Annotated in this window: 12 protein-coding genes; 7 read left to right on the forward strand and 5 right to left on the reverse strand. The window is 35.0% G+C overall.

All coding sequences use genetic code 11. The features are described 5' to 3' along the window. Window positions 1-127: 127 nt before the first annotated feature. From ACVFVN_RS07925 to ACVFVN_RS07945, 5 genes are all read right to left on the reverse strand, one after another. Entirely contained in the window at window positions 128-1,027 is a 900-nt protein-coding gene (locus ACVFVN_RS07925; RefSeq protein WP_456234847.1) for an MBL fold metallo-hydrolase, read from the reverse strand. 90 nt (window positions 1,028-1,117) lie between these two features. Further along, window positions 1,118-3,676 carry a type I DNA topoisomerase gene (topA, locus tag ACVFVN_RS07930; RefSeq protein ID WP_456234848.1) on the reverse strand — a complete coding sequence of 853 codons (2,559 nt, stop codon included), beginning with the start codon at window positions 3,674-3,676 and terminating at the stop codon, window positions 1,118-1,120. A 53-nt stretch (window positions 3,677-3,729) separates the two neighbouring features. Further along, entirely contained in the window at window positions 3,730-4,881 is a 1,152-nt protein-coding gene (locus ACVFVN_RS07935) for a hypothetical protein (RefSeq protein WP_456234849.1), read from the reverse strand. Window positions 4,882-4,886: 5 nt separating this feature from the next. Next, a complete protein-coding gene (locus tag ACVFVN_RS07940) occupies window positions 4,887-6,023 on the reverse strand; it encodes an EpsG family protein (protein ID WP_165134298.1) in 1,137 nt (378 codons plus the stop codon). Between the two features lie 3 nt (window positions 6,024-6,026). Then, window positions 6,027-7,037 (reverse strand): hypothetical protein, encoded by a 1,011-nt coding sequence (locus ACVFVN_RS07945; RefSeq protein WP_456234850.1) that lies wholly within the window; start codon window positions 7,035-7,037, stop codon window positions 6,027-6,029. A gap of 299 nt (window positions 7,038-7,336) precedes the next feature. Between ACVFVN_RS07945 and ACVFVN_RS07950 the strand changes: the two genes are divergently transcribed. From ACVFVN_RS07950 to ACVFVN_RS07980, 7 genes are all read left to right on the forward strand, one after another. Next, a complete protein-coding gene (locus ACVFVN_RS07950) occupies window positions 7,337-8,962 on the forward strand; it encodes a tetratricopeptide repeat protein (RefSeq protein WP_456234851.1) in 1,626 nt (541 codons plus the stop codon). A gap of 156 nt (window positions 8,963-9,118) precedes the next feature. Beyond that, a complete protein-coding gene (locus ACVFVN_RS07955) occupies window positions 9,119-10,393 on the forward strand; it encodes a T9SS type A sorting domain-containing protein (RefSeq protein WP_456234852.1) in 1,275 nt (424 codons plus the stop codon). Window positions 10,394-10,707: 314 nt separating this feature from the next. Then, window positions 10,708-14,199: an isoleucine--tRNA ligase gene (gene ileS, locus ACVFVN_RS07960; protein WP_456234853.1), complete on the forward strand. Its 3,492-nt coding sequence runs from the start codon at window positions 10,708-10,710 to the stop codon at window positions 14,197-14,199. Between the two features lie 96 nt (window positions 14,200-14,295). Then, window positions 14,296-14,682 (forward strand): TraR/DksA family transcriptional regulator, encoded by a 387-nt coding sequence (locus ACVFVN_RS07965; protein ID WP_165134313.1) that lies wholly within the window; start codon window positions 14,296-14,298, stop codon window positions 14,680-14,682. Window positions 14,683-14,780: 98 nt separating this feature from the next. After that, window positions 14,781-15,023: a DUF6576 domain-containing protein gene (locus ACVFVN_RS07970; protein ID WP_456234854.1), complete on the forward strand. Its 243-nt coding sequence runs from the start codon at window positions 14,781-14,783 to the stop codon at window positions 15,021-15,023. A gap of 9 nt (window positions 15,024-15,032) precedes the next feature. Continuing rightward, window positions 15,033-15,224, forward strand: coding sequence for a DUF2683 family protein (locus tag ACVFVN_RS07975; protein ID WP_165134316.1), 192 nt, complete (start codon window positions 15,033-15,035; stop codon window positions 15,222-15,224). Next, window positions 15,224-15,868: a lipoprotein signal peptidase gene (locus tag ACVFVN_RS07980; RefSeq protein ID WP_456234855.1), complete on the forward strand. Its 645-nt coding sequence runs from the start codon at window positions 15,224-15,226 to the stop codon at window positions 15,866-15,868. The genes ACVFVN_RS07975 and ACVFVN_RS07980 overlap by 1 nt, the downstream gene beginning before the upstream one ends. Window positions 15,869-15,898: the final 30 nt, after the last annotated feature.

Here is a 15,898-nt window from a genome sequence, read left to right on the forward strand (position 1 = left end):
GAGGCGACGGTCTTCGAAAGGCGAAGCCTAGAGAAGATAGACGTCCGAGCGAAGCAAGCAAGATACAGCGAACAGCCCGGCCGCAGCAAAGAATTAGAAAAGGAGGCGGATTGCCAGGAAAGAAAAACTATATTCTTCCTTGTTGTTTTAGCTTCCAATATCTTAAAAGTCCAGAAACCGACATCCAAGAAGGATTAGCGTATTCATAAACTTGAATTTCATCGGCAGATAAACCTTTTTCCTGAAGTTGTTGTTTGGTATAAGCCATAAATTTTGGAACAATTTCCTCAGCTGGAACATTCTCATCAAAATAAGGTTGAATCCAATTTGCCCAATCGTCCAAAATTAATCTAAGTTCATGGGTAAGTTGCTTAACGTTTTCTTGTCGACCGAAATGCGTCAAATAAAAAGCTTCGGCGTTTTCAGCATCCAATTTATCCAAAGAAGATTTCCATAATTCTATATTGATATCTGGCGGCGGACAAGGCGGAACAACAGGATGATTCCCGATTTTAACACCACCAACATCTCCCGTGAATATAACATTTCCTAATTTATAAGAATTGTGATGAACAGCGTGTCCAGGTGTATAAATGGTTTTAAACTCATGCTCACCAATTTTAATGATATCGTTATCATCCACTTTTACAAGCAGGTTTTCTGGAATGGGTTTCATCTCACCCCAAAGTCGATCCATATCGTCTCCATAAATCATTTTTGCGGAGTTCCAAAGTTTTTCTGGGTTCAGCATATGTGGATAACCGATAGGATGAACGTAAATTTTCGCTCCAAGTTCTGCAAACTTCCAAGCTGCACCAGCATGATCAAAGTGAATATGCGTTAACAAAACGTGTTTTATATCTTCAATTTTGAAACCTGCATTTTCGATGGCTGATTTTAAATGAAGAAAAGTAGATTCTGGACCAGATTCAATAAGCACCAAACCATCCTTACTTGGAATTAAAAAAGAACCTATCGCATGTGGCGTATCTTGAAATTGTAAATCAAGGATTTTGATTTCGGACATAATTGAGATTTTTTTTGAACAAGACAATTTACAATAAAAAAGCCATCTACAAAATCTTGCAGATGGCTGAATTTATATTTTAAAGAAAAATTATTTCTTTTTCGTTGTTGTCGTTTTTTTAGCTGCTGGCTTTTTTGCGGCAGCTTTTTTAGCAGGAGCCTTTTTCTTTTCTTCAAAAGCTTTTGGATCTTGTTCTTTAATCCATGCTTTTACAGTTTCCAAATCAATTTCTTTAAGCTCTTCGGCGTCGTATTTTTCGCCATCGGCTCTTTTCGGAATTTTAAGATTGGTTTTTCCGAACTTAATAAATGGTCCCCAACGTCCGTTTTCAAGAGCGATTTTCTCTTTTTCCCATTGTTGAATATAACGGTTGGCTTCTTTTTCAAGTTTAGCTTCTATTAATTCAACAATATCGTTTTGAGAAAGATTATTGAAATCATATTTCTTAGGAACATTAATGAAAATGGATTGGTATTTGATAAATGGACCAAATCTTCCCGTTCCTTTGGTTACAGGTTCTCCTTTATAACTCGCAATTGGCGCATCGGCTTTTTGCTTTTCTCTAATAATTTCTTCGGCACGCTCCTGATTTACAGATAGTGGATCTTCACCTTTTGGAATTGAAATATAAGTTTCGCCCCATTTCACGTAAGGCCCAAAACGTCCAACGCCAATAGTTACACCTTGACCTTCAAAATCATTAAGATCAAAAGGAAGTTTGAACAATTCCAAAGCCTCTTCTAAAGTAATGGTTGCGATATTTTGACCACTCATCAATGAGGCGAAAATTGGTTTTTCTTCGTCTTCCACTTCACCAATTTGAATCATCGCTCCAAAACGGCCAATTCTTGCGTGAACATTTTTACCCGATTTAGGATCAATTCCTAACAAACGGTCTCCAGTAGCGCGTTCTGCATGTTCTTCAACATCTTCAATTCTCGGATGGAAAACACCGTAGAAATCTGTCATTAAGTTTTTCCATTCTTTTCCGCCATTGGCAACATCATCAAATTCTTGCTCAACTCTTGCTGTAAAACCAAAATCTAAAATTTCTGCAAAATTAGACGTTAGGAAATCATTCACCACTTCACCAATATCTGTAGGAACGAATTTATTTTTATCGCCACCGAATTTCTCGTCAAGAACTTCTTTTTTAATATTTCCTTTCGCTAAAGAAATACGTACAACTTCTCTGGTTTGTGGCTCTATCTCACGCTTGTCAACATATTCACGATTCTGAATTGTTTGGATAGTTGGTGCATAAGTAGAAGGACGACCGATGCCCAATTCCTCCAGTTTTCTTACCAAACCAGCTTCCGTATATCTTGCAGAAGGTCTTGTAAATTTCTCCGAAGCAACAATTGATTTATACTCTAAAACTTCACCTACTTTTACTTTTGGAAGCAGTTTTTCGTTGTTTTCTTCATCATCATCCTCCGTTTTTACAATGCCGTAAGCTTTTAAGAAACCATCAAAAACAATAACTTCTCCTTGCGCTTCAAAATGCTGTGGCAAACTTGGATTTCCGATTTCGATAACCGTTTTCTCAATTTTAGCATTCGACATCTGAGAGGCTAAAGTTCTACGGTAAATCAGTTGATATAATTTATTAAGCTGTGCATCGCCAATACTTTTCACAGAAAAATCTGTTGGACGAATAGCTTCGTGAGCTTCTTGTGCAGAAGCCGATTTTGTAGTATAATTTCTTGGAGAAGAATATTCTTTTCCGTATTCTGATAAAATTTGAGATTTAGCGCCTTGGATAGCTTCTTGAGATAAATTCACGGAGTCGGTTCTCATATAAGTTATAAAACCTTCTTCGTAAAGTCGTTGCGCTAAACGCATGGTTGTGGTTACATTATAACCCAATCTTGAAGACGCTTCCTGCTGAAGTGTAGATGTTGTAAAAGGTGCCGAAGCCGAGCGCGTACCTGGTTTTGTTTCTACATTTAGAACTTTAAACTCGGTATTTTTGGCTTGCTCTAAAAATTGTTCCGCTTCAGATTCTTTAGCGAAATCTTTTTTAAGCTTCGCTGCAATATCCTGTTTTGAATCATTAAGAAAAACAGCATCCACTTTGAAACTCGCTGTTGGAGTAAAATTTCGGATTTCCTTTTCTCTTTCCACAACAAGTCTTACCGCTACCGATTGTACTCTACCCGCAGAAAGTCCTGGTTTTACTTTTTTCCAAAGAACGGGTGACATTTCGAAACCTACAATCCTGTCTAAAACGCGTCTTGCTTGTTGTGCATCGACTAAATTTTGATCGATATCTCGTGGATTTTCAATAGCTTTTAAAATTGCATTCTTGGTAATTTCATGGAAAACAATTCTTTTTCTGTTTTCGGGCTTCAATTTTAATTCTTGAGCCAAATGCCATGCAATAGCTTCTCCTTCGCGGTCTTCATCGGAAGCCAACCAAACCATTTCGGCTTTTTTAACTGCGGCTTTCAGTTCTGTTACCAATTTCTTTTTATCGGCAGAAACTTCGTAATCTGGCGTAAAATTACTCAAATCTATACCCATCCCTTTTTTAGGCAAATCCCTTATGTGACCGAAGCTAGATTTAACTTCGAAATCTTTCCCCAGATATTTCTGGATGGTTTTTGCTTTTGCAGGTGACTCTACGATAACTAGATTTTTGGACATTCTGAAATTTTCTGCAAAAGTAGAGGTTTTTTTTTAAAATGAAATTTATTGCATCAAATCATTTTATGAATCAGCTCAAGAGGAACAAAAAACAATCTGTAAAACAAGCCTTCGCAGGTGAAGCCTTTTCCGGACATTTCTACTCTATATATTAATGATATAAGAATTATTAGCACACTTATTATATGGGTTTTGTTCAACTGAATCGGAGTATATTGCCAAATAGATTTTGTGGTCTTTTGAAACATTGGAAAAAGGATAATTAAAAACATCATGTGGATGTACATCCATCTACCCCAGTCGATTGCTAAAACAAATAGTGGCAACGAAAACAAAAAGGCACCGAGTAGTAAAAAGGCTAAAATCTTCTTAAAGTTTTCGACTTTTAAATAAAATAAAATATGGAAAACACTAATAGCAAAACTAAAAAAATACCATCGATAATCATCAAAAGCATTTTTGATATAGTCTCTTTCGTTAATATCCCAAAAGAAAATACCACGCGTCATAACAACGTCACGCTCTTTGAGAATCACCAAGGATTGTCCTTCGTTGATATTTCCGCCAAACACGACAATCAGAATTGCGGGAACAAAAACTGCAACAAAGAATTTAAAATAGCGTCTATACTCAAATTTACCTTCCTTTAGATACAAGGCTATTACAAAATAAGGAACAAAGAACAAGGTAACTTCATGCAAAAACATGGTCACAAATAATCCCAATGTTATCAGCCACTCTTTAGGTCGTGTTAATCTATTGTTAATTAAGAAATAAACCAGAAAAGAAAACAAAAGAAAGACAATAAATTCTTTTTTTCCGGCATAATCAACAGTGTTAAAGAGCCCAACAAAGCCGACCGATGACAACATCAGCGATATATATGGCAGGTCGATTTTCTTATGTTTTATAATTTTAAAATAATTAAAAAAGAATAAGAAAATGATAACAAACTGAAATCCAAAAACGATAAAGTTTAGTTTTAACCCTGTAATATCTTGGATCAAAAAAAAGAAACTTCCGGATAATCCACGTCTTTTGAAACCGCCATCTTGATAGTTAATCAACCAATCTCCGAGAATATAACCATCGAATTTAGCATTATGAAACCACGTAAAAACCAAAGTATAAAGTGCCGTCGCTAGCGTAATAATATAGGCTAACGCTTTGAGATTTATTTTTTCTAAAGCTTTTTCCAGTTTCATTAACTTTAAGGAAGGATCCAGTTTTTATAGGTATCAATTGTAAATCGCCCTTTAATAATATTATTAAAAGTCGAGAAAACGAAAAAGTTGAACACCACCAGAAATAAAATAAACAAATGGATTAATCTTTTAGTCCCCTCATTAACAACATACATCGCATTTGGGATAAGAATGTAAGCAAATCCCACAAATACGCCTGCTAATCTAGACGAGAAAATCGGATTATTCCTGAATATAAAATAAAAACAAATTCCGATTACAGCATAATTCCGATGGTATTCGTAATAAGGATATTTCTTTTTCATCGGCGTGTCAAAAACAAACAAAAAGAAGGTAATAATAAGCATCATGGCTTCTGGAATTCCAAAACCTCCTCTTTGGCGGACAATCTCTTCATTCATATAACCATTAAAACCAACAACCATGGAAATATCCGTTGTCATAGAATCTAGCCAACTTCCAAAAATTCTGTACACTTCAAAAGGCGAAGCAATAATGGATGCGATAATTAATAATATCATCCACATTTTGTTGAGCGGAATTCTTGCCACCCAATACATTGGCAATAGAATATAACAAACATTGTGTATGCCTCCAGCAATATGAATGAATAGCAAGTACATCCAAACTCTACGTTCTTTGATATATCGAATCGCAAAATAAGCGATGAAAGAACCTAAATTTTGTCGCATTTGACCACTTTCTCCAATAAAATATCCTGGAATAAATAGTAATAGCAACAACGTGAAGGGATAAACTGTGTTTTCCTCCACAAATTTATTTTTGAAGGTAATAGCCAATATCGCAACCACAAAGGTCAACATGTAAAATGGCGCCTTAAATCCTACTATTATTTTGTTAATCAAAACATAACCCCATTCCAACTCAACAGGCGTGGGCGGATCCAAGGTCAAAGCTTTAAGAAAAATACTCCAATAGTCTTTTGAAGCAGACCAATAGTAAATCCCCATATAACTTCCATAATCGGCACCTACATTATTTCTAAAACCGGCTAATACAATAAGATAAGCACCAAAATAATACAAGTATTTTCGATTAACTTTTCCAGCATAGACTTCATGAAAACTAAAAATTATCATGATAATCAGCGCTACGATAAAATACGGATGCAGAATACTCATATCTTATACGGATAGTTTTAGATCGGTTTTAGAACTAGATGCTAAGCAAATGGCAGCTACGAAAATCGGCAAAAATAGTCTTGTTTCCCAAAACAAACCTACCAACACAATCATTAAAAAATAAGGCAAAGATAAAATCAAAAACCGATTAAAAATATCTTTCCGACTTTTATCCACAACTAATTTCCTAAGAATCCCTATCCCAATTATACCGAACAATAATCCCAGCAAATTAAATGGACTTGTGAAATTCTGTCTTAGATAAACGCCTTCAAAGAAAGTTGTTTCTTGTTGTATAATAACTGTTCTTAACAAAATATAAGGAATGATAAAGGCCAAAACTAAAATGATAAGATTGGTAAAATCCTTTGTTTTTAAAGATTTTAAACTTTTAAAATCGATAAATAAAGCACCGAAAAACGCAATATTAAGACAGGCTGTTTCCCGAACAAAGGTTGAAATAAAAATAACAAAAGCCGTTAAAAAAACATAATTTAACTTTCTTGATTCCTGATATTTTAAACTAAAAAAAATACCCATCAAAAAAAACATCAACGCGATAGAATCGCCATTTGTAGGGACATATTGCGTCATGCAAACCAACAATACACCAACCAAAAACAACAGCAAATTCTTCTGATTGGAAAAACCTAAATTCTTACTCAGTAGATTAATAACCCGTTCAAAAACAACAAATGAAACACCAAAGAATATCGCATTAGTAAGGAAAATACTATGATAATACACCGTTCCGCTTTTCAGCAAAATAGGTTTTAGCATCAATAGATAATTTTCAATAATATAATGAAGGCCGTTGTTCATCTCAACACTGACATAGTTGGGAATAATGCGATAAGCATAGACCGACGAAAAAATAAAATCGGGCGGTTGTTCCAGATATTTTATTTTGACGTAAGATGACTCAAAGCCATAATAGGTCATGAAAAGCAAAAGAAAAGGAAAGACAATCACTATCAAAAAATAATTCAGGCTTCCTTTCAGTAGATCAGGCATGGGGATTTTGTGTTTTTAACTTTTGCAAAATAATTATATATTTTGACATTAATGCAAATGTAAAAGTTTTTTTAGTCTTAGGAAAAATATACAAAAATAAACTGCCAACACTCCTAATATAAAAATACCTATTAAACAAAGTAAAATTTTAGGATTGAGAATAATTTAATAATAAAATCTACCAACGTCCTAAAAATTAGATTTTTTATTTCAAAAGCTTTCAATATTCAGCAATATTCAATAATATTGTTAATAATTTAATAATTACAGATTATCAACATCAAATCATCACTTTGTACATGTCAAAATTTATATTTTTAGTAAAGAAAAGCATTTATATCGGTATGCTTTTCATTTCTGCATCCTTATTTTCTCAATACAAAGTGGCTGTTCTTACCGACAGCCTACTCCAAAGTAAAGATCCCAAAAAAAATGTTGAACTGAGCCTTAAAATTGCTGATCAACTCAAATTTAAAAATTTTGAAAGAGCCAAATATTACATCAGCCTGTCCAAAGACAACACCCAAAAAATTGATACCGACGAGGCCTGGATCAACTTTTATAAAAAATCAGGGAAAATTTATTTTGATGTTGACGCGCTCGATCTCTTTGGAGAATCTCTTCTCAAACAATACGAATATTATAAAAATACCACACACGAGCGGCGCTATAAGCTAGAAAACCAACTTGCCATTTTGTACGCAAGACTCAACGACAAAGATTTGGCATTGTATTATTTCAATAAACTTTGGGAACATTATAAGAAACAGAAAAACTACCCAATGATGGCACAGACGAAAACCAATATTGGAAATCTGCATCTTAATTATGACTTTCCCAAAAAAGCTTTATCCTACTTCGAAGAAGCTTTGGTGTATTTAGAAAAAAGCCAGGACAAAAGTTTAGAACAAGAACTCTTAACCAACATTGGCAGAACATATACCAAGCTCTCCCAAAATGAAAAAGCACTTGATTTTCTTACAAAAGCAAAATCAAAAACCAACGATACAACAGATAAAGAAACACAAAGCTGGATAAGCCAAAACATTGCCGATGTCTATATCCAAATGAAAAATGCCGACCAAGCTATTCTCTATGCGCGCCACGCCGAAAAACTAGACAACACCCAGAACACTTTTTCACAAAGAGATCTTTTAGAAACACTTTACAAAGCTTATCTTCTTAAAAAGGATTACAAAACCGCTTCGGAATATTTTGTAAAATATGACAATGCCAGGAAAAACCTCAACATAGAATCGAAAGCCGTGAATGTTGAAAAAATAAAGATTGATTACAACAATAAAATAAAAAACCAAGAACTAGAAATCGCCAACAACAAAAAACGCTCATCACTCATCATTGCCATTTGCAGTCTTGTAATATTATTGCTCATCTTTTTCATCATTATTATTAAATACAAAAACAAATTGCTAAAAGCAAAACTAGACAACCAACTGAAGGAATATAAAGAAGCAGAACTGAAACAAGAACTCGAAATCCGAAATAAAGAACTGACCATAAAAACCATTAAAGAAACAGAGCAAAAAGAACTTTATCAATTTCTGATGAACGACCTCAAAAAAATACAATCCGACGCTGTAAAAACCGACGTAAAAAACACTTTAAACCATGTCATTAAAACAATGACACAAAACGACGCCTATAATAATTGGGAAGAATTTGAACTTAGATTTTCTAATGTATATGAATCTTTTTATAAAAAACTAGACGCATTACATCCTAATCTCAGCGCACTAGACAAAAGAATTTGCGCACTCATAAAACTTAACCTTTCTACCAAAGAAATTGCAAATATTACCAAATCTTCTATTCGATCAATAGAAAATATCCGAACCAGATTGAGAAAAAAAATAGGATTAACCAATAGCAAAACCGATCTCAACAAATATTTATTAGAATTATAAACACCATACAAAACTCTGATTTGCAACAAAATAAAACCAAATGAGTATATAATGAGTACTCACAAATCTCGAGTTGAGCATATATAACGCACCATAAAGTTTGCCCGAATTTTTCATAATCCTAAAATTTGCCGAACAATCATTAAAATTTTAAACATGAAAAAAATCGCTCTTTTAGGCTTGCTCTTTCTCTCACAATTGAGCTTCTCTCAAAAAGCCCAAAACTTTGAAAGCAAAATCACCTTTCAAAAAACAAATCCAGAAGGTTGTCTCAATTTTTATTATGGCCCTTTCCCCGAAGAAACTTTCACCCCAGAATGTCGAGGAAGAGAAGAACAAATCTTCACAGCCTCGCGCTACAACACGTACTCCAACGTCAATGTTAGCGCAGGAGTAGCCTACACTTTCATTACATATTCCGAATACAACAGTCTAAAAAAGGCTTTCATAACAATTTCCAACGAAGAAGGAACCGAAGTGTATGCTTCAGGAACGGACAGAATAACTTGGACTTCAACAAAAGATGAAGTTGTAAGATTTTATGTGCACCCAGATAATCAATGTGGAGATTCTGACGAAAGCGTGAAAAAATATATCCTCTGCGGCGCTGTTCCTCCAGAACCCACATACGGGTGCGACCAATCTTACAATGGACCATTCTGGGTCGCTTGCTCGGTAAGCGGAGAAGCTGGATACTTAACAGCTGATGACTTTTTTGTCCCGAAAGATTCTGAGGCTTTCAAATTAAACTCTTTAAAATTTCTTTTGGTGCCTTTAGCAGGAACAGAAGATTTTCTAAAATATAAAATCGAAATCCGAAAAGACAACAATAATTCTCCAGGTGATGTGATAATAGCCTACGACAATCCCGATGTAGAAGTTATACAAAACACAGAAGAAATTATGGGATTCCCAACTTATTGGGCTAATGTCACAATCCCTAACAATGGACTAGAACTTCCTGTAAACCAACAAGAAAATACCAGATATTGGGTAACTATACAAGTTTGGTCCAAGTCCAACAATAACATTGGAATCCTAAATTTCCACCGAATCAACGGATGGCTTACCTCTCCAACTTTTCAAAGTCTGAACGATAGAGCAACATGGATTACCACAACTTGGCAAGAAGATCCAGGCTTAGAAAGCATTTGGTCTTTTGATGCGGATTGTAGCTTGATGGCTGTCGACGACGCTAATGCTGACAAAATCACATTTTATCCAAATCCTGTAAAAGACATCCTGAATATTTCTTCTACAAAATCAATTAAAGAAGTCAATATCCTTAGTTATACAGGACAAAAACTAATGACCATTAAAGATGTGAAAAACAATCAAATCAACATTTCTTCTTTAACATCAGGAAATTATTTAGTAAACATTAAACTGGAAAGCGGAAGTATCAAAACTTTCAAAATACAAAAAAAGTAAAATCATTTACATAAGAATTTTAAAGGCGACTAGGCAACTGAGTCGTCTTTTGTTTTCAGAAATACTAACATCGTTTTTTTCTAAATCTCAATATCATTTATTTTAATTTTTCCTATAAAAACAAAACTAGAGCTAGTCTCTCTCCTTTTAAAATTTCTATTCCCAGCTTATAGATTTTTAAATATTTTAATTTCTCAGCACATTTTTATATTTAGGTGCAACAATTCTCAGCATACATCTCACAATTTTCTCCTATATTTTCACTAAATTCGCAAACTTAATCATTTAGTATAAAAGAACTTGAGACTAAGAAAATGAGTCAATTTAAAGAATATAAAAACCTCAATCTCACCCAAGTTGCAGAAAATATCGCTGCCAATTGGAAAGATAACGATACATTCAAAAAATCTGTGGAAATCCGCCAAGGGTATCCAGAATTTGTATTTTATGAAGGACCTCCTTCTGCAAATGGATTACCAGGAATTCACCACGTTATGGCGAGAGCAATTAAGGATATTTTTTGTCGTTTTCAAACTCAAAACGGGAAACAAGTTTTCCGTAAAGCAGGTTGGGATACACACGGACTTCCTGTGGAATTGGGCGTTGAAAAAGAACTAGGCATCACCAAAGAAGATATAGGCAAAAAAATCACGATTGAAGATTACAACAAAGCCTGTCGCGAAGCGGTAATGCGCTACACCGATGTGTGGAATGACCTTACCGAAAAAATTGGTTATTGGGTAGATCTTGAAGATCCGTACATCACCTACAAACCAAAATACATGGAAACGGTTTGGTGGTTGTTAAAACAATTGCACAACAAAGAACTTTTGTACAAAGGTTACACCATTCAGCCGTATTCCCCAAAAGCAGGAACAGGTTTATCTTCTCACGAATTGAACCAACCCGGAACTTATCGTGATGTTTCAGACACGACGGTTGTTGCTCAGTTTAAAGTAAAAAATCTTTCTGAAAAAACCGCTTCTAAAATTGCTAGTATTTCAAAAATTGAAAGTTGCGATATTGCCGAAAACACTTGCGGAGGCGCTTTACATTGGGCTGAATTCGATAATGAAAAACAAGCACCTATCTACATTTTAGCTTGGACAACCACACCTTGGACCTTACCTTCCAACACGGCGTTAACAGTTGGTCCAAAAATCGATTATGTTTTAGTAAAAACTTTCAATCAATATACTTTTGAACCGATTAATATTATCTTGGCGAAAGCTTTGGTAACAAAACAATTCGGGAAAAAATTTGTGGAAGGAACCGATGAAGATTTTGCGAATTACACTTCAGAATCCAAAACCATTCCTTATCAAATTTTAGCAGAATTTAAAGGTTCAGATTTGGTGGGAACAACTTATGAACAGCTTGTTCCTTGGTTTTTACCTGCTGAAAATCCTGAAGAAGCTTTCCGTGTAATTCCTGGAGATTTCGTAACGACGGAAGACGGAACAGGAATTGTACACACGGCGCCAACTTTTGGTGCAGATGATGCGAAAGTAGCTAAAGATGCTGGCGTTCCGCCAATGTTGGTGAAAGACGAGCACGACAATTTAGTTCCTTTGGTGGATTTGCAAGGAAAATTTATTCATGGAGAAAATGTTCCTGAAGTTTTCGCTGGAAAATATATTAAAAACGAATATTACGACGAAGGAAAAGCACCTGAAAAATCTTGGGATGTTCATTTGGCGATTCAGCTGAAAGAAGAAAACAGAGCTTTCAAGGTGGAAAAATACGTTCACTCCTATCCGCATTGCTGGAGAACCGACAAACCGGTTTTATATTATCCTTTGGATTCTTGGTTTGTGAAAATGTCTCAAGTGAAAAACCGTTTGGTAGAGCTGAACGAAACCATCAACTGGAAACCAAAATCTACTGGAGAAGGGCGTTTTGCGAATTGGTTAGAAAACGTAAACGATTGGAATCTTTCCCGTTCAAGATATTGGGGAATTCCATTGCCAATTTGGCGTACTGACCCTTCGACAAGCTCAGGGCAGGTTGAAGAAAAAGTTATTGGCTCTGTTGAAGAATTATACAACGAAATCGAAAAATCTATTGCAGCAGGACAAATGCACGAAAATCCGTTCAAAGGATTTGAAATCGGGAATATGTCCGAAGAAAATTATGACTTAATCGATCTTCATAAAAATGTGGTGGATAAAATTGTCTTGGTTTCCGATTCTGGAAAACCAATGAAGCGTGAAAGCGACTTGATCGACGTTTGGTTCGATTCGGGTTCTATGCCTTACGCACAGCTGCATTATCCGTTTGAAAACAAAGAATTGATCGACGATAAAAAAGCCTATCCTGCGGATTTCATTGCGGAAGGCGTTGACCAAACTCGTGGGTGGTTCTATACGCTTCATGCGATTGCGACGACGGTTTTCGATTCTGTGGCGTACAAAAATGTGGTTTCTAACGGTTTGGTTTTGGACAAAAATGGCCAAAAAATGTCTAAACGTCTCGGAAATGCGGTCGATCCTTTCGAAACGCTTTCTGTGTACGGTCCAGACGCGACACGTTGGTATATGATTTCCAATGCGAATCCTTGGGAAAACTTAAAATTCGATATTGAAGGAATTGATGAAGTTCGTAGAAAATTCTTCGGAACGCTTTACAACACCTATTCTTTCTTCGCTTTGTACGCGAATGTTGACGGTTTCAACTATTCAGAAGTGGAAGTTAAAAACAAACCAGAAATCGACAGATGGATTTTATCTGAATTGAATCTTCTCATTAAAGATGTAAAAGCATTCTACGAAGATTATGAACCAACGAAAGTGGCAAGAGCCATCAATACTTTTGTGAACGATAATTTGTCAAACTGGTACGTTCGACTTTGTCGACGAAGATTTTGGAAAGGCGATTACAGCGAAGATAAAATTTCGGCTTACCAAACTTTATACACTTGTTTGGAAACAGTGGCGAAACTTTCCGCTCCAATTGCGCCATTCTTCATGGATCAGTTGTATCAGGATTTGAACTCTGTTACTGGAAAAAATAGTGCAAATTCAATCCATTTAACAGATTTCCCAGTTGCAGATGAAAGCTTAATCGATACCGATTTGGTGGAAAAAACGCATTTGGCTCAAAATATTACGTCGATGGTTTTCTCATTGAGAAAAAAGGAAAACGTAAAAGTTCGTCAACCGCTTCAAAAAGTGATGATTCCTGTTTTGGATAAGAAAACGGAGGAGCAAATTTTAGCGGTTTCGGAACTCATTAAGCAAGAAGTAAACGTAAAAGAACTTCAATTAATTAATGCGGAAGAAGCCTCACATCTCATTGTGAAACAAATTAAGCCGAATTTCAAAGCTTTAGGTTCTAAATTAGGAAAAGACATGAAAACTGTTGCTGGAGCAATTTCTCAATTAAGTTCAGAGCAAATTACCCAGTTGGAAAAAGACGGAAAAATGACGATTGCAGGTTATGAAATCGGAATTGAAGATGTTGAAATTTCCACCAAAGATATCCCAGGTTGGACGGTGGCAAGCGACGGAAAAACAACTGTGGCATTAGATTTGACGCTAACGGAAGAATTAAAATCCGAAGGAATTGCCAGAGAATTCATCAATAGAATTCAGAATCTTAGAAAAGAAAAAGATTTCGAATTAACGGATAAAATCTCAATTGGTTTAGAAAACAACAATCCTTTCGCAGAGGACATCAATAAAAATAAAAATTATATCACGGCAGAAGTTTTGGCAGAAGAAATTGCGATTGTAGAAAGCCTTGATAGTTTTGATGAAATCGAAATAGAAGAAGTGACATTTAAAGTAAAAGTTAAGAAAGCTTAAATAAAAATTAAAATTTGTTGATTTTTTTTCATCATCATATCGATTTTTTTTTCTTATCTTTAAATTTATATATCAAATCAAACAATAAACATAGTTATGAATACAGCAGAAGAAAAGTTGCGTTATAGTGATGCCGAGTTGCAGGAATTTAGAGAATTAATCCAAGAAAAAATCAATAAAGCCGAAAAAGACTTATTACTTATAAAAGAGAGTTTTATCAATGACCAAAACAATGGTACAGACGACACTTCACCAACCTTTAAGGCTTTTGAAGAAGGTGCTGAAACCTTGAGCAAAGAGCAAAATGCTTTGTTGGCTGGGCGTCAAGAAAAATTTATTCGTGATCTAAAAAATGCATTGATCAGAATACAAAACAAAACCTACGGCATCTGTCGTGTTACAGGAAAGTTAATCTCAAAAGAAAGGCTGAAAGCTGTACCACACGCCACATTAAGCATTGAAGCTAAAAATATGCAACGATAAAATAAAAATCTATATTATGTAAATTGTACAGCCTACAATTTTCAATAACCAATCAAAAGGTTTACAAAAATTTGTAAACCTTTTTTTGAATATAAGTTATGACAATAGTTAGCATCATTCTCATTATTATCGTTATTTTTGCCTTTGTTTTTAGAAAGAAAATAACATCGACGGTTTTGTCTCAGGAAGAAAAATATATCAGTATTGACGATAGGTTCAACGAGAGAAAACGAGAACGCGAAAAAGAAATCGACCAACTTCTCAGTAAAATGGGAAAAAACGGCATCGATGATTTGAGTTCTAAAGACCGAAAAAGATTAGAAGAATTGTCCAAAAATTAAATTAAAATTATGGAATCTATTATTGTACATACAAAAAATACAACAGAATTGGCCGCACTGAAAAGTGTACTAAAAGATATGAATATCGAGTTCGAAAAATTTCATACCAGAAACCATTTTCACAACAAAAAAACGATCACAAAAATCAACGATAAAACGTCGGAAAAAATTAATCGACCGTCAAAACCTAAAGGCTTATAATGAAGAAGATTGCTTTAATAACGTTTTTAATTTTATTAATTGATCAAGCATCAAAAATCTATATTAAAACCCATTTTCATCTTGGTGAAAGCGTTGAAGTTTTCGGCCTTAGCTGGTTCCGATTAACATTTGTTGAAAATCCAGGCATGGCGTACGGACTACATTTTGGTGGACTTTGGGGCAAATATATTTTGATTATTCTGAGAGTTGCTCTCGCCATCGGTATGGTGGTGCTTTTCAAAAAATGGTTAAAAGAAGGTGCTTCCAATTACCTCATCATGCCGATGGCGATGATCTTTGCTGGCGCGCTTGGAAATGTTATTGATGGCATGTTCTACGGAATGATTTTCGATTCTGGAACCATGTATGAAGAAAGCATTGGACGTTGGATCGATTATGATGGTATTTCCCAGTTGACACCTTTGGGACAAGGTTATTCGCAGTTTATGCGTGGTTGCGTGGTTGACATGCTACATTTCCCTTTGGTTGATACAACTTGGCCAGATTGGGTTCCTATTTTTGGAGGAAAACACATTGAGTTTTTCAAGTATATTTTTAATGTTGCGGATTCTGCAATTACGGTAGGCGCTTTATTCTTGTATATTTTCAGAAAAAAAGCATTCCCTAATGGTTTAGATTTTTAGATTAAAACCTTGACAAGCCAGAAATAAATA

The organism is Soonwooa purpurea (assembly GCF_053891095.1).